Here is a 20906-nt window from a genome sequence, read left to right as displayed (position 1 = left end):
AAGGAGCTTTATGAAAAATAACAATGCATTATTGTTTGGCATGCCAAATTGCCAAAGATTAGCACAAAAAATATCAAAAATTATAGATTTGCCATTAACAAATTTAACAGTTACTAAATTTGCTGATGGAGAAATCATGCCAGTTAGTGATGAAGCAGTTAGGGGCAAAGATGTTTATATTATTGCCAGCACTTCAAGACCAGTAAATAATAACTTAATGGAACTTTATTTATTTATTGATTCATTGAAAAGGGCAAGTGCAAAATCAATTAATGTGGCTTTAACCTATTATGGTTATGCTAGACAAGATAGAAAAGCTAGTGGTCGTCAACCAATTGGAGCAAAATTAGTTGCTGATTTTCTTCAAACAGCTGGAGCATCAAAAATAATAGCTGTTGATTTACATAATGCAGCTATTCAAGGTTTCTTTGATATACCAATTGACGATATCCGAGCTCAATTTACATTAGCTAAAGCTATAAAAGAAAGCCATGAAGAATTTATTGTTGTTTCACCAGATCATGGTGGCACTGTTAGAGCTAGAGCATTAGCAGAATTATTATCAAACGATATTAAAATTAGCATTATTGATAAACGTAGAGTTGGCACAAACAAAACTGAAGTCATGGGACTAATTGGTGAAGTTAAAGATCAAAACGCAGTTATTATTGATGATATTATTGATACAGGCGGAACAATAATAAAAGCGGCAGAAACCTTAAAAGCTAATGGTGCTAAAAAAATTGTTATTGCTGCTTCTCATGGAATTTTTTCAAAAGGTTTTGAAATGTTTGAACAAAATCCAGCAATTGAAAAAGTTATTATTACTGATTCAATTGATAACTATGATTTGGCAAAAAACTTCAAAAAATTAGAAGTAGTAAGTTTAGATTATTTCTTAGGTAATATTATTAATTGTTCTATAAAGGGAACATCTATTTCAAAATTATATGATAAATTCACAAATGAAATTAAGCAAATCAACACAAAATAAAGATTCATTACTTAATAAATTCAAAAATCAATTCCCTAAATTGAAAAGATATGCAGAACTTATACATGAACAAAATTTGGTGAGCAACATAACAGGTTTTAAATCTATTGATGAAATTTTTAATCAAGGAATTATGGCCTCATTATTATTTTTCTCAAAAGCCCAAGATAACTATTTTATAGACTTTTCTGGAAAAAAAATACTTGATATTGGCTCTGGCGCAGGTTTTCCAACGGTGCCTCTGTTGATTGCTCTAGATAACTCTTTTGAACTAGTTATTATTGAAAGCATAACAAAAAGATGTCAATTTTTAGAAAAAGTAAAAGCTGAACTTAACTTAAATATAACAATTATTAATGACAGATCAGAAAATGTTCTAAATTACAAAGATAATTTTGACATAGTAACAGCGAGAGCCTTAGGTTCTGTTGTTATGATTTACTTAATTTCTAATCATCATCTTAAAAATGGCGGAATATTTTTATTACCTAAAGGGAAAAATTATAAAACTGAAATTGATAAATTTAAAGAGAAATTTACTTTAGAAAAAGAAAATTTAAAATCTTTTGAATATTTTGATGACATAAATAATGAATCATCATCAATAGTTATAATTCATAAAAATAAACCTACACCAAGAGGCTGACCTTGGAAATGGTCAAAAATAAAAAATTATTAAAGTGTTTTTAAAAACGCTTTTTTTATATTTATTATCAGAGCATTTTACAAAAAATAAGTTATTTAATTTTGATTATAAAACAAAAAACCAAGTGCATATGTTGCACTTGAGTTTATCGTCTTCGCACATAAATCAAAATTTGACATATGTGTTTAGTAACTACTAATTGCGTGATATTTTTACTTCTTGATAATCAGAAGCTAAAACATTTATTTGGGGCTTAACTCTAATTTCATAAATGCCATCTGAAAGATTTTTTAATCTTAAAGTATTTATGTTAATCCAATCGTTAGAATCTTTAAGACGATATTGCATAGTTTGGTCAACTCCAATAATTTCATTATTGTAAGCTTTAACAATAAAATTAATATCTTTTTGCTTTTTAGGATAAATGAATTGAATATCAGAAGCTTCTTTATCAGCAGTTGCTTTTCTTCTAACTAAGATTTGTTTGGTTCCAATGCCTTTTAACAAAATTTCGTTTGAGTTTACATCTTTTCACTCAGTACCAAAAATGCGATACTGCATTGAATTGTCAATGCCCTTCAGTATACCTGAATCACTATTATATGTTTCTAAATATGCTTCTGGTTTACTGTGTTTTTGGACAACAAATTTGAACTTGTCTTGATTTAATTTAAATTTGTAGCCATCTTTAAAAACTCTAATTGCTACTATGCAATCCCCTGTATTATCAAAATTAATTAAACTAACAAAATATGAAGAGTCTTTTTTTACTACATCTTTAATAAAAGCACCTTTTACATCAATATTTTCAATAGATAATTCAATGTTGTCTAAGTTATCAATTTTAATAAACTTACCGTTTGGCTCCGCAGATAGCATTAAATCAATATTTGTTTTATTTTTAGCTGAAATTTTATCTAAAGATAAATATGAATACTTTCTCATGTTCATATATTCATTTATATATGGGCCGCCTTTTAAATATCCTTGTTCATCAATGCTTTTAGACACAAGGTCGGTAAGTTTTCTAGAATCGTTAAATTTTAAGTCGGTTTGTAGAACTATCCCCTCATCATCCGGTCTTTCTAATTTAGCTATTTCAATTACTTTTTGTGCTTGTTTAAGGTCACTAATATAATTATCTATTTTTGAAAAAAGATATTTTTTACCCATAATTTTTTCACTAGGTTTAATAAAATCTCTATTTAGACTAATGTCATCATTACCTATTAAAAAGTAATAGTAGTTATTATTGCCCAATTTATTTCTGTCAATGCCTCAAGTCGCATCCACATGATATCAACCATCATCAAGTTCAACTAAGTTTCAAATATGCTTATCATCTGCGAAATTTGGATCTCTTACATTGCCTTGGATAGTTGAGCAAGGAACCCCAAGAATATCCATAAACATTTTAAATGCTAATGTGTAACCCGTACATACTGTTCTTTTTTCTATGATTGCTGAATACGCAGTTTGATCAACTCTAGGTCCTCTCTCTTGATAAGCAATATTTTTAGTTATTCAATCATATGCTTTAAGAGCTTTTTGATAGTTTGATAAATTGTGTCAATCCTTAGCAACTTCAATAGCTTTTTCTCTTGCCTCTTCTTCTTGAACATCATAATCTGAGTGGGTTTTATTTAATATCATAATGTCTCTACGAAATAAATAACCTTTATATTCAGCTCATATTTCTGCAGATTTATTTTCTCCAGTATGCTCTTTTGCAGTTACTGTTCCGTCTTCATCTAACTTAACTAATGCATCTTCAAGCCCTTGACCAGCACTATAAACTGCGTCTTGTGGATAATAAGTTCGCAAAAATCATTTTACACCAGATACAGGTTTTTGATTTTTATCAAGAAGTTCAAGTTTTATTTTATTGTCAGTTTTTGACACAGAATTTAAAGGTTTGTTAACATTTGTAATTTGATAATCAATGTGCGAATAAAAGTTGGGAGTCGTATTTTTGGTACTTAAAATCATTTCTTGGATTTTGTTATTATCAAGTTTTCTCTCTTCAAAAGATTCACTTTTCTGACTTGGGTAGTTAATTTTACTTAATTTATGATTATTTTTATTATTTTTTGGCAAGCTTTTATTTTGTAAATAAAAGCCATTTAAATTAAAATACAATACGCTGCTTTGGTTATTATGTGAAAATTTAACGCTAATATTTTTAATTGTCCCGGCATTATTATCAACATCTGGATTATTATTAGCAGCATATCTGATGCTATATTTTGACTTAATGTCCTGATTTAAACCTAATAAAGGAATTAATTCACTTATATTATTTTTAAGCACTGCTCAAGAACTATTTGCATCTTTATTCTTATAAGAAGAAATTGAAATTGTTATGTTTTTCTCAATAGAGTTTAAATCATTAAAAGGATTTAAATCTGAATTTTGAGAACTCGACTGTTCTTGATTATCTATTGATTGACTTTGTTCTTTCTTTTTTTCTTGTTGCGCAGGTTTTTTTGCTTCTGCACTATTGCCTGTTTTTATTGTATCTGTTTCTTTTAAAACATTACTAATTATGAGGGAATCATTTTGCTTATCTTTTGTTTTATTTTCAGCTTCCTGCTTAACACAAGAAACTGAAAATAAAACAAAAGAATATAATGTTGGCAACAAAAATCTTATTTTTTTCATAAACAAAATATAACACTAAAATAAAAATCAGAAAAAATTTACCTTAAGAATTTGTAAAATTGATTTTTTGTTTCATTCTTATAATTCATATCATTATAAATAATATGCATTTATTTAATGTCCTTATTCTATAGCAAAAAACATCTAAAAAGCACATATATTTATTACTTTGTGCATTTTAATTTAGTAATGAATATAACTAAAATTTATAGAGATACTTTATTTAACCATATAAATTATTAAATATAATTATTAAAAAATAATTATTATATGGAGGAAATATGACTAAGAGTTTAAAAAGCTTAGAAGAATACAAAAAAGACATAGAAAATATGTCAAAAAGCTTGCTAAATACAGATCAAAAAAACTTAATTATTGAAATTTTAGAAAATGCCAAGGAAGAAAATTTGGATAATATATTTCAACTTTTAATCCAAAAAGTTAAAATTGGCTTTACTTTTGATGCAGCGCCTAGTGTTGACGCAACACAAGTTGCTTTATTAACAAAAGACAAAAAAATGTCTTTTGTTAATGATTATTTAAAAGAACAAAACAATAATTTAATCATTGGTGAAAACTATGATGTTCTTAAGAATTTAATAGTTCTAGAGAGAGAGAGAGAGAGAGAGAGAGAGCGGGGCGCTAAGCGCTAACTACGATATTATCTATATTGACCCTCCATACAATACAGATAAATCAAGTAAAGAAGGCAATCAATTTTATAGTGAAAAAGATGATATAAAAGCATCTAAATTTATTTATCGCGATAAATTTAGTCGCAATGGCTGACTAAATATGATGAATGAGCGACTAAAAATGGCTCGCTCGCTATTAAAAGATGATGGCGTTATCTTTGTTTCAATTGATGACAATGAACAAGCTTATCTAAAAGTCTTAATGGACGAAATTTTTGGCGAAGAAAACTTTGTAGCTAATTTAGCATGGATTAAAAAAAGAGGTCCTGGCGGCAACACAACATTTAATTATAAAATTGTCAAAAACACTGAATATATATTGCTTTATGCCAAAAATATTAATAATAAAATATTTAACTACATTAAACATGATGCCGAAAAATTAGACAAATTACGTTACAAATTTAAAGATGAATATTTTGAACAAAGAGGATATTATAAACTGACAGATTTACACCGTCCTTCATCAACAGGTAGTTTTAAATATTCACCAACACTAGACTATGAAATTAAGGCACCAGATGGTTCGTTATTTAAGTTATATTCCAATATTATCAAACCTCGTTCAGCCTGTTATACTTGAGGTTATAAAGCCTATAAAAAAGGTGATGAGTTAGGTTTTATTGAATGTGAAAAAAATACTGAAGGCTACTGAGTTGCTAAAAGAAAACAATATCAATTTGTCAAATTCAACCCCAAAACACTCAAAATAGAAAAAATTGAAGCCGGTCAACCTTATGAAAATATTATTGATTATGAAAATATTATTGATAATATTTACTCACACGAAGGTGGAACAGAAATTACCAATATACTAGGTAATAAAAATGCTTTTGATTTTCCCAAACCACAAAACTTACTTAAATATTTAATTAATATGGTTTGCGATAACAAAAATGCTCGCATTTTAGACTTTTTTGCTGGCTCTGGCACTACAGCACATGCTGTTTTAGAACTTAACCGTGAAGATGGCGGAAATAGAAGTTTTACAATTATAACTAATGATGAAAACAACATTGGTACAAATATTTGTTATGAAAGAATTTACCGAATCAACAATGGAATAGGCACAAAAGGCGAAAAATTTGATTGAAGTATTAAAAATCAACCTTTTAAAGCCAATCTAAATGTATTTAAAACTCAGTATTTTGACACATCAATCACAAGTAAGCAAAATGATTTAATTAAAAAAACTTATTTACAGATGCTAAAAGATTTTAATATTAAAGAAATTAATGAAAATAATATTGATGAACAAAATATTCTTGTATCTTTAACAGCGCTTAAACCAGTTAAAAAAGGAGAATAATGATTTTATCAAATACTCAAGAACAAGCTGTTAGTGAATTAATCAAGCGTTATAATGATTTTCTAAATAGTGATGAAGACCAAGACAAAAAAGTTGTTTATTTTAAAGCGCCTACTGGTAGTGGTAAAACCTTTATGATGGCTAATTTTATTCATCGAATGATTGAAAATAACCGCAATGATGGCTCACCACATAAATTAGTTTTTATTATTGCTACTCTTTCATCAGCAGATTTGCCTTATCAGATGGCACAAAACTTACTTGATTATAAACATGATTTGCAAGCGAATTATCAAGTTATAAGAGTAGATTCGCCTAGTTCAAGTGCAACTCAAAATAAAAGAGATTATGATCCACAATTACATGCTGATGTTGATAATGTATTTATATTTGGTAAATCATCATTTGGTAAAAATAGAATTTTAACTGAACATGGAATATTTGATGCTTTTTTAGACCAAATAAAAAACGAAAATTACCGCTTAATATACATTAGAGATGAAGCACATTATGGCTCAAATGAATCAAAAATTAAAAAAGATGCAAATGTTGAAAAATTTGAAACAAAAGTAAGTAATGTTGCAAGCTACATTGTTAAAATGACTGCTACTCCTGACAATAATCAAAATCTAGTTTCTATTGATGAAAAAGAATTTGAAAATGACAATATTAAATTAATTAAAAACAATCTAGTTTTCAATGAATCAATTAATGATATAGATATTGATAAAATTGATGATATTCAAATTCTTGAAATAGCTTGTGAAAAATTTAGAGAAGTAAAACTTAAATATGCTCAAAACATTAAAGAAGCACTAAATGTGCGTCCAGCAATGCTTATTCAAGTTAACAGTGAAAAGAAAGAACAAAGTGAAGAATTTCAAAATTATATTAATGATTTAATTAAGATACTTGAAAAACACAACTTAAGTTGAATTAAATATTTCTCAAACGACAAAATTACTTCCAATAAATTAATTGATAGCGATTCTAAAGTGTCGCTTAAAGAAATATCACGTAATGGTTCAAATTACGATGTAATTTTATTTAAAATAGGACCAGCAACTGGTTGAAACATCCCAAGAGCTTGTATGCTTGTGCAATTAAGGAATGTTGCATCAAAAGTTTTATCAATTCAAACTATTGGTCGAATTCGTCGTGTGCCTATCCCTATGGAAAAAATTAACTTTGATGAAAATTCAATTGCTAACTCATATTTTATTTATTCAAATCATCAAGAAGTAACTAAATCAAGAGTTGAATATCAACTAAATGAACAATACAAAAATACTAAATTTGTTTATGGAAAAATAAATACTGATGTAATTAAAAAACAATTAAATCGTAAGGAATATGCTGACCAAATTATTCGTAATATTTTTGATAAAAATCGCTTTTTAGAACAACAACAAAAATATTTTGAAGACTATAAAAAATACCAATTTTTAGATGGCAAAACTTCAATTTATGGTGATAAAGTAAAAATTGACACTAAAATAACCAATTCAATTGAGCTTGAATTGTTTGTTAAAGGTCAGTTAAAAAATTTAAGAAAATATTTGCCTAATGAATTATTAAATAATATGCATCAATTAACACTTGATGAACAAAGCGGTGAACATTTAATTGATAAAAATATGTTTTATTACATAATTATTAAAAAATATTTAGCTAATATTAAACAAATTTATAATAATTGTTTAGAAAAGCTGGATAGTTTTTCTAAAGAAAATAGAATTTACCAAATTAAAGAAAGCAAAAATTTACCCGATAAAAGTTTTGTAACTATTTCCGAAAATAATAAAGATAACAATATTACTTTTAAAAACCCAAATAAAATCAAATATGCTTATATTCCAATTGATTCCGATGAAAATAAATATTATTTTGATTCTAAGTCTGAAATTGCTTTTGTAAAAGGCATAAGAGATTTTTTGAATCGTAATGATAACAATAATGTTCGATTATGAACTAAAAATCCACTGTTAAGCAATATATCATTTGAATATTTTGATAATAATTCAGATATTCTAAGTTCATACCCTGATTTTATCTTTGAAATAGATAAGCATAATAACGTCAAACATTATTTATATATTGAAGTTAAGAGCATTAATGACTATAACCCAGATAAAACGATTAAACTTATTGAATCTTATAAAAAATATATAAACGATTGAAAACAAAGTGATGAATATAAACTTTTTGATAATGTATCAAATACTGAATTTAGCATTGCAGTTTGCTTTGTTAAAAGCGACAATAATGATGAAAATTATTATTTAATTGGTGCTAGCTCAAATAAGGAATTTAACAAAAAAATTAACATTGAAATACCACTAGACTTTCAAAGAGATATTGTAAGTAATCCAAATAAATATAATTCTTATGATAATGCTAGTTTCTTCATTGAAGATATATTAAAAAGGTAATTAAATTATTGAATTTTAAACAAAAATTTTAATACGTGATAATGTATGTTTCAAATGAACATTCTCAATTAAAAAATAACGTAAAAATCTAATTTATAGATGCTTACGTTATTTTTGTTTACATTTTTTAATAATTTATTTTCTTTATTTCTTGTATAAATATAAAAATAGTAGATTCCTTTTATATTTAAATTATAAAATTCAAAATACATCAATATACTGTACAACCTGGGTAAATAATTATATTATCTTATAGCAGGATTAAATTATTTTTATTATGGCAATTTACAAAAAAATAAGTTATTTATTCTACTTATTTCTTCAAATTTATTATTGTTTACAAGATAGAAAATCTTGTTTGCTATTATATCAGAAGCTCTTACTAGCAATTTAGATTTTGAGTTGCAAAATTCTAGTTTTACATCTTTTAAAGAATAAAAAATTGGTTCATGATACTTATTCCAATTGGCATTGTAAGTACCCCGTTTGAATTCACTTTCAAGAGCTTCTTTTAGTTCATATCGTCCATTTGTAGCTGTTGTATGTTCGTCGATAAAAAAATGAATATTTTCTACTTCATCAGAAAAAATTATCTTTTTTCTAATTAACTGCTGGAAAGCTCTTTTAACAGCAATTTTATATGCAAAATCAAGATATCTTTGTTTATCTTTTTTATTAGTGAATATTTGATCTAGTAATTCTTTTTGTGTTATGACAATGCCAAATTTGTAGAAATTATTAAGCGAACGAAAAAGCTTATTCTTGCCTTTTATTGATATCTTAGAAGCTTTTACTTCTTGATCAGGTTTAATTGACTCAATTTTTTTAAGTGAATCTTCAGCTTTTTTATACATTCTTGATTTCTCGTCTTTACTCTTTTTACCTATGAATATAAAACCGGCAAATACAAAGAAATCGTTATGTTTTTTGCCAAAAACTCCTGATTCATCGGAATAAACGTAAATATCCACTATTTAGCTCCTTTTAAGATTAAAAAAGCCGCTAAAAGCGGCCCTCATGGTCGACGATTTTACAAATCGCTTAAACGTTAATTCGATACCATGAGTATACAGCGTATTAATACCTGCAACTATATTTTACCATGAAATAGTTCTAAATTAATAAATATAAATTCCTAAAGTAAAATGCGCCACATTTGTAAGTACTGTTAAAACAGTAACAAATTTAAATTCACTTGTAAATAGCTCATTAAAAAAATAGGAAACAAAAACAACATTAGGTTATATTATTAATCTTATTTAAGTTAAATTTTGATTTTACATTTATTGTAATTGACTTACCTGTAGCTTCATTATCAGATAAATCTGTGTATGAACTTTGCATAAATATAGGTAATTCAACGTCAAAATATATTTGTGCATTTTTATTTTCATCTTCTTGTGTTATTTCTAAACGTACATTTTTAATAACATCATTAAAGCGTGTGTAAAAAGGATATAAACCAAATTTTTGTTGTAAACCTTCAAAAGAACTGATTTTTTCACTACCTTTAGTAAAACGATAAGTATTTAATTCGTTGTCTAAGATACTTACATTCATGATTTTATTTAATTCATTTATTAGTGATTTATAGTTAAAATCATCCAAATTTCTAATTAAATCTATTGGTTGGTTTAGACTATTATAATTATCTTTAATTACTTTTTTAATAGGATCTTTTTTGTTTATTAAATTTACTAAATCAGTTGGCAAAATGTTAAAACCAATAACATTATTATTACCATTATTTAGATCAATTTTTCTTAAACCATTAAATTCAAATTCAATAGCTAATTCAGGTTCGTTTCGTGGACCATCTTCTGTGTTTGTTATTTGAATTTTTATACCAAGCGTGCCTTCAATATCATTAAATTTTGTTGCAACAACTTTTGTCATGTATTTATTGTTGAAATTTTCATTATATTCAAAAAATGCTTCCTTAAGTGAAATATTTAATGAAGCTACTTGCTCATAAAATAAATCATTATTTTTATTTTGAAGTTGTTCAAAATTTATTAAATATTTACCACTAGAGTTAACTTGTTTTTGATTGTACTTATTTGGATCTTCTGCATACAATAACATATGAGCAATTAATGAAGGATATAAGCCCTTTACAGACATTGGAAGATCTACTTTTGCCTTAAGGTAGTCATTTTTATTATTTTTTGGTAAATTATTTTTTTGTAAATAAAAGCCATTTAAATTAAAATACAATACTTGACTTTGATTATTATGTGAAAACTTAACGCCAATATTTATAATTTTACCAGCATTATTATCAACATTTGGATTATTATCATTAGCATATTCGATACTATATTTTGAATTAATGTCCTGATTTAAACCTAATAAAGGAATTAATTCGTTTATGTTATTTTTAAGCACTGCTCAAGAACTTTTTGCATCTTTATTCTTATAAAAAGGAATTGAAATTGTTATGTTTTTCTCAATAGAGTTTAAATCATTAAACAGATTTGAATCTGAATTTTGAGAACTAGACTGTTTTTGATTATCTATTGATTGACTTTGTTCATTATTTTTTTCTTGTTGCGCAGGTTCTTCTGTTTCTGCACTATTGCCTGTTTTTATTGTATCCTTTTCTTTTGATGTGTCTCTTATCGAGTCATTATTTTCTTTATTTATAACATCATTTTTCTTATCTTCTGAATTATTTTTAGCTTGTTGTTGAACACAAGAAACTGAAAATAAGGCAAAAGGATATAATGTCGGCAATAAAAATCTTAATTTTTTCATAAACCAAATGTTACACTAAAATAAAAATCACAAAAATACTTTATTTTATGAATTTCTAAGAGTTTAATAAACAAAAAAGAAAAGAATATAAATTGTAAACAGGCAATTTATTATTATTAATATTAAATATTATTATCAATAATAACAAGTAATAAATATGCAAGAAATTTATAATAAAAATAGATTTAAAATAAAAAATATTAAGTTATTTAATGAGAATCAAAAAAATAATTATTACTAAATTAATATAAATTCAAGCTTATTAATTAAATATTTGTTATATCAATTAATTAAAATCATTTAAAACAAAAAAAGAAGCAGATACCCACTTCATTATTTTGCTGCCTTTTTTAATAAATAAAAAGTAATAAAAAAAGCAGCTCCCTATTTTCCCATCTCTGGTATCTTCGGCACTATGGGGCTTAACTACTGAGTTCGGAATGGTATCAGGTGATCCCCCACGCTATAACCACTTGTAAATATGATACATTAAAAAAATTTTTTGCAAAATAATTTTTTAAAAAATTTTTAAAACTAATTAAAAATTAATTTTAATTACGAAAATTGTTGTTGAATAAAAAAGAAAATATTAATAATATATTTGTAGCTTAAATACTTATATTGAATTAAATCTAAATAAATAAAATTAAACAAATACAAGCAAAATTAATAATTAAATAATATAGTTTTTTACTATTTATTTCATAAAAAATATATTTTTTAAACTAATAAAAATTAACAGATACTATAAATAACAAATCATTTTATTCTATAGAATTAAAAATCAAAATTTGCTATCTTTTATATATTTAATTATTAATATTAAAATAATATAATTAATTAATAAGTATAAGTAATTTTTACACTATATTGGAGGATTATTATGAAAAAAGTAGTTATATGTTATAACAGTCAATCAAAGTTCCCGTGAATATTGAAACATCCAAAAAAAGATTCCATAATAGCAGAATTTAAGTCACAATTAGATGCATTTAATTGATATATAAGTTTTAAAATTGAAACATTAATACTTTTCACAAATAAAAAAAATGAATTAATAGGCCAAATCGCTTATTTTAAAGATAAGGATAGAAATAATAGATTTATTTTTATAGCTCAATCATATGGATTTGAAAATGGAGTTGACTATACATCTATTTGTTCAGATTTCGGTATTGATCCATTAAAATTTTCAAAACTTAAAACAGATGCTGAAATTGAAAAAATTAATAAAGATTTAATTTTTATTTTTCATGCTAATCCAATGTCATATTTTGAACCAAAATATGAGATAAAAAAGAGAACAAAAGATGAATATTTAAATAATGAGGCAAAAGATAAAATATTTCAAATACAAAATAGTGGTCTAGCTAATACAGATAAATACACTAGAGTTGAAGTTGCTAGAACACTGAATAACAAATATGACAGCGGATCGGTAAATCTTATAAATGTTTCTTCAATTGTTTCTAATGATAAAAAAGTAAAAGAAATTAATGATCCAATAAAACAAGAAAATATATATCAGAACAAAAATTCTACACAAACCGCAATAAGAGAAGAAACAAACAAAGAAAAAAATGGTGAAATAACAAAAGATGAAACTGTTTTTTCTAAACCTTCAAATGACGAAAATTCCTTACTTAATACCCTGGATGAAAATGAAACACAAAATACTGATTCAATCGTAAATGCTCAAGTTTCAAATGATTCATTTGTAATGGCTAATAGTCAATCTGTAGAAATAACAAATACTAAAAAGAACAAAAAAACAAAAAAACGTCCTGTTACTGTAGCACTAATAACCATTTTTTTAATTATTATAATTTTAGGATTAACTGCTCTAACTTGCTTCTTACTTCACTATTTTAATGTAGTAGACTTTAATCCAATATTAGAAAAAATGAAACTTAAATAACTAAAAAAACAAGTCAGATAGTTGCATTCTAACATTTTGACTTGTTTTTTAATTATTTAGAATTTCATAATATATTAAATTTTATTAATTAATTTCTTCATATCCTTCAACACGAATTGTTTTAAAACTTGGTTCAGCATCTATATATTTATCTAGCCTTCTAACAAAATCTAGTACCTTATTAACTCTTGTGTTAAAAGTAATTAAATTTTAAATTTCAGCTTTATTCAATTCAGAATAATCTTCTTCATTTTTGATGCCTATTTCAGTTTTTCAAACTCTGTAATTACCTTGATATTCTTCAATATCAGCAATGGGTGAATCATTATAAATATTTTTATTGTTTTTAAACTCACTTGATTTTTGAATAAATTTTTCATTTTTAAAATATTTGTCTAAAATAACTAATTTATGGCTTATTTTATCAATTAAATGCTTTTTATAAATCGAATCTAAAATTGGTTTTAATGTATTGCTATTATTATTTTCATTTTCAAAAATATTTAAATATTGGTTAAATACTGCTATAGAAAATAAAACATCTTCTATAATTGTTTCAAATTTCAACTTATATTCATAAACCTTGTTACTTGATTTATTTTCTTTTAATTCTTTAAGCAATTCTGGCATTAATGAGTTTGCATATTCATAAAATTCCAAACACTTCTTCCCTTTTTTCTTAAAATATGAATAAATTAATTTTAACTGTCCTTGTTCTAATTTAACAAATTCTTCTTTGCTCATTTTCAAATATTCAGCAAGCGTTTTAATGTTTTCTGGCTTAGTGGAAAAATGATTTTCATTATAATCATTTAAATTTGCACTAATAAAATCTTTTAATCCATTAAGAACACCATACATACTTGCATATTGTTTATATATAAAGTGTTTGCCATATTTAGCATCACTAGAGTCAACTGGTTCTATTGTCTTAACTACATGTCCACTCTCTAGCATTCATGAAACATCACCAAAAAATGTATTTTCTTCTTTTCTATATTTATCTAGTTCTCCATGAGTAATTTCTACATCTGGGCTTTTAATTTTGTTATTAATAAAATCATGATCTACTTCTCCTTGAACTTCAAAAAAGTAATTTGTTGATTTACTCAAATCTTTCATGTAGTAATAAGAGTTGTTTTCTTCTGAAAAAACACTATATATTTTTTTAAAATTTTCTGATTTTACTAAATCATCTATTTTATGGAGCATTTCGTATAAATTTTCTGCTGAAAATTCATTTTTTTCAACTTGTGCATCACTTGTTTTCTTATCTAATTCATTTTTTTCTGCATCAACAGTATTAGTAGAATTTATGTCCTTTTCTTTTGAAGTATTTGGATTTGATTGCACTTTCCCATTACTTTTTTGTTTATTATTTTTTTCTGGCAAAGCTGATTGTTTTGGTAATTGGTTAGTTGATTGTTCTTGTAATGAACTTTGTCTCTTATTTTTTAAAACTACATGGGAAATCAATCCAATAGAAGACAATAAAACAACTCCAAGACCTATGGAAATTCCTATTATTAAAAATTTTCTTTTATTTTTTCTTTCTTTTCCATTATTCATATTTTCATTCATAATTCCTCTTATCATTTTGCAACTATAAATTCAAAGTGATAATAACAAATTCATAAATTTACATTTTTATACAAATAAAAGCTAATTAATAGTGGAAAAAATACACAAAAAAAGAATATATATTTAAAAATAATATTTTTGTTTAATTTTCATTATATAATTATAATTATTAAATTTTTGCCCGAGTGGTGGAATTGGCAGACACGCTAGACTAAGGATCTAGTGAGGCAACTCATGCAGGTTCAAGTCCTGTCTCGGGCACCAGATAAAAATAACGACCGAAGCCGTTATTTTTTTATTTTAAAAACCTTGTTCAAACAACTTAGTTGTTTTTATTCCATCTTCAAAACCAGTTGGATAAATCTCTCTTAAATTTTCTCTAAATGATTTTTTTGTTTCTTAAATTTATCTTTATTTGATCCATCTATAAGGTTATATGCAAAAACTATACCGCCAGCATTTTCAATATCATCAGATTGAATAAATGGTGCAATACCTCCATAACCTAATAAATTTCCAGGAGAAATATTAGAATTTACAGAATCATAGATCCCAATCATTTGTCCGAATTCATTATAAGCTAATGAACCGGATGCCCCATAATAAAGGGATGAAAACTTAATATTATAATGAAAACCATATCATGATGCCATCACCCTATTAAAGTATGTATCAAAGATTGAAAAATTAATAACATCTTCGCCAACTTTTGCTTCAGCATCGTTGGTTGCAAATGAAAATGTTTTTTCATTTGATTCAGCACCCCTAGTATAAGACTTTTCAGTTGCTGAATATCTTTCAATTGGGTTGTTTCTAGCTCAAACAGGATTATTATTATCGGCAGGATATCCACCAACATAAATATTTCATGTATTAGTTAGATTTTTTTCACTTGAATCTTTGTTATGGAATGCAGAAATATAATCTTTTGTAAGCATATATTTTGAAATATTTTTATCTTGATTTGGCAATTCCTTTGTTTTGTTTAATCTATCAAGATACCTATCTAAGCCATTTATTGCATCAGATAGTCATTTTTTTAAAGTTTCATCTGCTTTATCTAAATCAACATCGATTTCAAAAACTCCAAAATCTACCATAAAAGGAACTTCTTGATTTTTATCAAAATGATCTCAAGCATCTTTATAAGATTCAAAATTACCATTTTTAATCTTAGATTCTTTTATTGCTTTTGCTTCCATAATTAATTTTTGATTATATTTTGCAACTGCTTCATCATTCATAAAATCAAAAGCAGCAAATACTAATTTTGGAGCTGATATAGCTTCTGAAAATTTAGTTGTGTGATTACTTTCATATTTAACAAAATCATTAGAGTTTGCATAATAATTTACAGCTCAATTGTTTTTATGCGCAACAGAATGAGCAGTATTATTTACTTGTGGTTCGCTTATGTTCTCTGATGATTTTGCTTTACCTATTGCAATTCCAATTGCTTGATTGCCTGATGGATCTACATAATTTAATTTTTTATTTAATTCTTCAGGTAGTGTATTGCTTAAATTTGACATTACATGTAAGTTTGTAGCAAAGAACAATTTATATTTTTTGCCTTGTTTATACTTATAATAGTCAAGTAGTCATGTTGTTCCTGAACCATTACTTAGCATGTCTCCATTTTTTAATTTTGTTAAAAATTTAACTGAGAATGTCCTATCAAAAATTTCTTTATATAATATCTTTTCATCTACCTTTTCAAATTTAGAAGCAAATGATGGATATTCATGTGAATTAGTGCTTTTAGGAAAATTTGGGGGTATAAATCCAGGAAAATTATCTGGTTGAGGTTGATAAATATTTAGTTTTTTATTAGCTTCATTTAATCATTTTTCAAAAGTCATCTTTATTTTTTTACTAGATTCCTTAAGATTATTCACAGAATCTTGTAAATTTAAAATAGATTCTAATGGATTCCCTAATTGTGCTGCCTTTTGTGACATTTCTAAAATAAATTTATTATATTCATCATCAGATTTTACATATTCATAAATTTTAATCATAAAATAAGCAAGATCTTCTTGAGACTTTCCAAAATCAGCTTCATCAAATGATTTTAATATATTTTCAATTTCGTTAACTATTGGTCTTAAATATTTTTGATCATTAATAATCTTTTCTAAAAGAGTATTGTAAATATCTAGTAAATCTGTTGTATATTCCAAAATTGTTTTTTTATTTGATAAATTATCTTGGCCATCTTCTTCACCTTCTATATTACTTTGATTGCTTACTATTAAGATATTCTCAAATTGTTTTTTAATTTGTTCTATTTTTTTTATTAAAAATTCATATTGTTCATCTGACAATTTATTTTTTGTGTGTAATTTTAAACTTTCAATTTGCTCTTTAAATTGTTCTTTATAGTTTGGCAGCAACTTTTCAAAAAGACTATATAACTCATTTAAACAAGTTTCAAGGCGCTCTTTTGGAGTTTTTTCAGTTTTTTTTGAATCATCTATTTTTTTGTCATCTGCTTTTTTATCTTTTTGACTACAACTCGATAACAATAAAGGGAATGCTGTAGTTAATTGCACGAATAAAGCTAATTTTTTTCTCATTTTTACCTCAAAATAAATTAATTTAATATTAATTATCTCTATAATTATTTTAATTTAAAAAAACAACTATATTAATATTTTTCAATGTCATAATTATATTATTGATTTATAATAAAAATATAAATTCTAATATCAATATTTGTAAACTTAATTAACTAAATAGGAGATAAAAATGGCAAAATTTAAAAGAGTTTTTATGATTGTAACTGATGGCCTTGGAATTGGACCTGATAAAGACCAAAAAAGATTCGGCGACGCAGGTGCAAACACAATTTATTCAGCATCATTAAGCTCAATGTTTTTCATTGATACATGAAAAAAACTTGGTATTGGTAATGTTGCTCAATTGGAAGGAAATTACCATGTTAAAAGCCCTCTTGCATATGTTTCAAGAATACAAGAAGTATCAAATGCAAAAGACACATTAGCAGGGCACTGAGAAATGATGGGTATTAAAACTGACGTTCCATTTCCAACATTCACTGAAACGGGCTTTCCAGATGATTTAATTGCTGAATTAGAAAAAGCATTTGATGGCAGAAAAATTGTATGTAATAGAGCAGGCTCTGGTACTGAAGTTATTGATGAATATGCTGAAGAACAAAAACAAAATGGATCATTAATAGTTTATACTTCAAATGACTCAGTACTTCAAATTGCGGCTCATGAAGAGTGAATAGGTTTAGAAAATTTATATAGATATGGTAAAGAGGCTAGAAGAATTTGCTCATCAAAACCTGAATGAAATGTTGGTCGTATAATAGTTCGTCCTTTTGTTGGTGATGAAAAAGGAAAATTTACAAGAACATTTAATAGACACGATTATGCTAATCAACCTGAACCAATGATTCTTAACAAATTACAAGATGCCGGAGTTGAAGTTATTGGTATTGGTAAAATAAATGACATTTTTGTTGGCCAAGGTATATCAAGATCAATTCATTCTGATGGTGATGCTGATGGAATGGATAAAGCTATCGAATTGGCTCAAGAAGATTCGGAAAATAAATTTGTATTTGTTAATTTAGTTCAATTTGATTCTCACTTTGGACATAGAAGAAATGTAGACGGTTTTGCCTCAAATATAGCAACTCTTGATGCTAAACTTGGTAAATTAATCCAAGTTATGAAGGAAGATGATTTATTAATTATGACAAGTGATCATGGAAATGATCCAGCATACCCTGGTTTTAACCATACACGTGAATTATTGCCATTAACTATTTATTCAAAATCATTTAAAGATCCAAGAGTTCTTAATGATGTTAAAGGTTTAGGAACATCAGGTAATATTGTTGCAAGAAACTGAGGAGTTCAAACTGTTGAACTAACTGGAGAAGACATCTTTGATAAATTAATCTAAAAAATGCAAATACATAGGTAAAAACTATGTATTTTTTATTTTTTTAATAAAATGATTCAAATTACAAAAAATAAAAAAAGAGGGGGAGGAATGATTAAAAAAATTTATCTTGCTGGTGGCTGCTTTTGAGGAATTGAGGCATATTTTTCACGCGTAAATGGTGTTATTGATGCTGAAAGCGGATATGCTAATGGAATAGATACAAATGCAACATATATGAATTTAAAAAATTCTAAACATGCTGAAACTGTTAAAGTTACATATGATGATAACATCATTACAATTGAAGAATTACTTGTTCATTTTTTTAGATTAATACATCCCGATTCTAAAAACAAACAAGGCAACGATGTTGGCATACAATACAGAACTGGTGTTTATTTTGAAAATAATTCAGATGAAATATTTATAGAAATAATTTTTAATTTAGTTAAGAAAAATTACAAAGAATTTTATGTTGAATTAGAAAAATTAAAACACTTTATACCTGCAGAAGAATATCACCAAAATTATTTAGAAAAAAATCCAAATGGTTATTGTCATATCAATCTAAATGTAAATTATGAACTAACTAAAAAAGAAATTGAATTAGTTAAAAAAGCCCGTAAAATAGCCTCTTTGGATAATTTAAGTTACAATGTTTTAACTAATTCTGCTACCGAATATCCACACACATCAGAATTAAACAATGAATATAGAAAAGGTATTTATATTGAAAAAATTACTGGAGAAGTGCTATTTTCATCTACTTCAAAATTCAATTCAGGTTGTGGTTGACCAAGTTTTTCAGAACCAATCACTAAACAAAGTGTTAAATATCTAGAAGATACATCTCATAAAATGCTGAGAACTGAGGTGCGTTCTGGAGAAGGAAATCATCATTTAGGTCATGTTTTTAATGATGGACCTAAAGAAATGGGGGGCTTGCGCTATTGTATAAATGGAGCAGCTCTTGAATTTATACCATTTGATGAAATGGATATAAGAGGTTATGGTGAATATAAAAAATTTGTTAAATAAATTATTAAATTTTGCATATTAAAACCGAATCGCCATGTGCAACTTGTGTTTTTTATTTATAATTAATAAAAACTTAAGAAAGGAGAGGCGTTATGAATTTTACTAAACAAATTAAACAAGAAATTCTTTCTAAAAGAAGAAATAATGAAGACGCACTTGAATTTCTAAGAGGTTTTATTTATGCAAAAGGAATAATTTCTGATAATACAATTAATTTAAGAATCCACGACAAAATTACTAAAAACACTATTTTAAAGGTAATTGATAAAATTGGAATAACAGTAATTAATAATAAATCTATAATTAAAATTAAAAAAGAGTCAATAGATTTAGAAGAAAAATTTTTATACCCTTCGTCATTTTTTCAAGGAACATTTGTTGGTGGCGGATCAATTAGTAATCTTTCACTTTCATCATATCATCTTCAAATTAGCTCAAATTATGAAAAATTTATTAATATAATGCTTAATAAATTGAACGAATATAATTTTAATTTCATAAAAATTAAACACAACAGCAAAATACTAATTTACATTAAAAAACATGAAAAAATAAGTGATTTTTTAAAAGCGATTAGTGTTACAACATCATTTTTTAACTTTATAGACAATACAATAAGTAGAGATTTTCACAATAGTCACAATAGATTAAAAAATATTGATGCTTCAAACATAGAAAAAACAATCAAAGCCAACAAGCATAATTTAGAAAATATTAACTATATTAAAGAGAACAATCTTTTATCATTTTTTACTATAAAACAGCTTGATTTGTTTAATTTAATGCTTGAAAATAGCAATGAAAGTTTAAGCGCATTAGCTTTTCTATATAATCAAAAGAACTTATCAAATATTTCAAAAAGTGGAATACATCACTGATTAAAAAAATTAGACACAATAGTGAACAATCATAAAGTAGCTAAACAATAGCTACTTTTTTGCAAATATTTGT

14 protein-coding genes, 1 tRNA gene and 1 rRNA gene are annotated in these 20906 nt (G+C 25.7%); 10 read left to right on the top strand and 6 right to left on the bottom strand.

All coding sequences use genetic code 4. From position 1 onward, the window contains the following. Positions 1-10: 10 nt before the first annotated feature. Both JS510_RS00915 and rsmG read left to right on the top strand, forming a co-directional pair. Positions 11-994 (top strand): ribose-phosphate pyrophosphokinase, encoded by a 984-nt coding sequence (locus tag JS510_RS00915; protein ID WP_205517500.1) that lies wholly within the window; start codon positions 11-13, stop codon positions 992-994. Beyond that, on the top strand, positions 966-1673 hold the full coding sequence (rsmG, locus tag JS510_RS00910) for a 16S rRNA (guanine(527)-N(7))-methyltransferase RsmG (protein ID WP_205517499.1): 708 nt from the start codon (positions 966-968) through the stop codon (positions 1671-1673). Before JS510_RS00915 ends, rsmG begins: the two co-directional genes overlap by 29 nt. 162 nt (positions 1674-1835) lie before the next feature. On the opposite strand, the gene JS510_RS00905 is transcribed toward rsmG, so the two are convergent. Further along, positions 1836-4301, bottom strand: a complete 2466-nt coding sequence (locus tag JS510_RS00905) for an MAG6410 family transglutaminase-related lipoprotein (RefSeq protein ID WP_205517498.1) — start codon at positions 4299-4301, stop codon at positions 1836-1838. Positions 4302-4582: 281 nt separating this feature from the next. Between JS510_RS00905 and JS510_RS00900 the strand changes: the two genes are divergently transcribed. The 3 genes from JS510_RS00900 to JS510_RS00890 are packed head-to-tail and all read left to right on the top strand — an operon-like array spanning position 4583 to position 8737. Then, positions 4583-4954 (top strand): type III restriction endonuclease subunit M, encoded by a 372-nt coding sequence (locus tag JS510_RS00900; protein ID WP_205517497.1) that lies wholly within the window; start codon positions 4583-4585, stop codon positions 4952-4954. Between the two features lie 7 nt (positions 4955-4961). Next, positions 4962-6305, top strand: a complete 1344-nt coding sequence (locus JS510_RS00895; protein ID WP_332873707.1) for a site-specific DNA-methyltransferase — start codon at positions 4962-4964, stop codon at positions 6303-6305. Then, positions 6305-8737 (top strand): DEAD/DEAH box helicase family protein, encoded by a 2433-nt coding sequence (locus JS510_RS00890; RefSeq protein WP_205517496.1) that lies wholly within the window; start codon positions 6305-6307, stop codon positions 8735-8737. The genes JS510_RS00895 and JS510_RS00890 overlap by 1 nt, the downstream gene beginning before the upstream one ends. A 275-nt stretch (positions 8738-9012) precedes the next feature. Here the strand turns inward: JS510_RS00890 and JS510_RS00885 are convergent, their stop codons facing one another. From JS510_RS00885 to rrf, 3 genes are all read right to left on the bottom strand, one after another. Further along, complete coding sequence (locus JS510_RS00885; protein ID WP_205517495.1) at positions 9013-9708, bottom strand: DUF3800 domain-containing protein; 696 nt, start codon at positions 9706-9708, stop codon at positions 9013-9015. Positions 9709-9973: 265 nt separating this feature from the next. Further along, positions 9974-11494: an LppA-related lipoprotein gene (locus JS510_RS00880; protein ID WP_205517494.1), complete on the bottom strand. Its 1521-nt coding sequence runs from the start codon at positions 11492-11494 to the stop codon at positions 9974-9976. A gap of 371 nt (positions 11495-11865) precedes the next feature. Continuing rightward, positions 11866-11971: ribosomal RNA gene (gene rrf / locus JS510_RS00875) — 5S ribosomal RNA — on the bottom strand. A gap of 406 nt (positions 11972-12377) precedes the next feature. Between rrf and JS510_RS00870 the strand changes: the two genes are divergently transcribed. After that, complete coding sequence (locus JS510_RS00870) at positions 12378-13412, top strand: MAG3090 family protein (RefSeq protein WP_205517493.1); 1035 nt, start codon at positions 12378-12380, stop codon at positions 13410-13412. Positions 13413-13622: 210 nt separating this feature from the next. Here JS510_RS00870 and JS510_RS00865 read toward each other — a convergent pair whose 3' ends face one another. Further along, positions 13623-14993: a flagellar basal body-associated FliL family protein gene (locus JS510_RS00865; RefSeq protein WP_205517492.1), complete on the bottom strand. Its 1371-nt coding sequence runs from the start codon at positions 14991-14993 to the stop codon at positions 13623-13625. Positions 14994-15172: 179 nt separating this feature from the next. On the opposite strand from JS510_RS00865, the gene JS510_RS00860 reads away from it, so the two are divergent. Next, a tRNA-Leu gene (locus JS510_RS00860) sits at positions 15173-15257 on the top strand. Between the two features lie 104 nt (positions 15258-15361). Here JS510_RS00860 and JS510_RS00855 read toward each other — a convergent pair. After that, positions 15362-17572, bottom strand: a complete 2211-nt coding sequence (locus JS510_RS00855) for an MIP family Ig-specific serine endopeptidase (RefSeq protein ID WP_205517491.1) — start codon at positions 17570-17572, stop codon at positions 15362-15364. 172 nt (positions 17573-17744) lie between these two features. On the opposite strand from JS510_RS00855, the gene JS510_RS00850 reads away from it, so the two are divergent. The 3 genes from JS510_RS00850 (at position 17745) to whiA (ending at position 20884) form a co-directional block, all read left to right on the top strand. After that, positions 17745-18935 (top strand): phosphopentomutase, encoded by a 1191-nt coding sequence (locus JS510_RS00850; RefSeq protein ID WP_205517490.1) that lies wholly within the window; start codon positions 17745-17747, stop codon positions 18933-18935. A 90-nt stretch (positions 18936-19025) separates the two neighbouring features. Further along, a complete protein-coding gene (gene msrB, locus JS510_RS00845; protein WP_205517489.1) occupies positions 19026-19955 on the top strand; it encodes a peptide-methionine (R)-S-oxide reductase MsrB in 930 nt (309 codons plus the stop codon). 92 nt (positions 19956-20047) lie between these two features. Beyond that, complete coding sequence (gene whiA / locus JS510_RS00840; RefSeq protein WP_205517488.1) at positions 20048-20884, top strand: DNA-binding protein WhiA; 837 nt, start codon at positions 20048-20050, stop codon at positions 20882-20884. Positions 20885-20906 lie beyond the last annotated feature (22 nt).

This window comes from Mycoplasma tauri (assembly GCF_016925555.1).
GTDB classification, from domain to species: Bacteria; Bacillota_I; Bacilli_A; order Mycoplasmatales; family Metamycoplasmataceae; genus Mycoplasmopsis; species Mycoplasmopsis tauri.
This window is presented reverse-complemented; position numbering and strand designations above follow the sequence as displayed.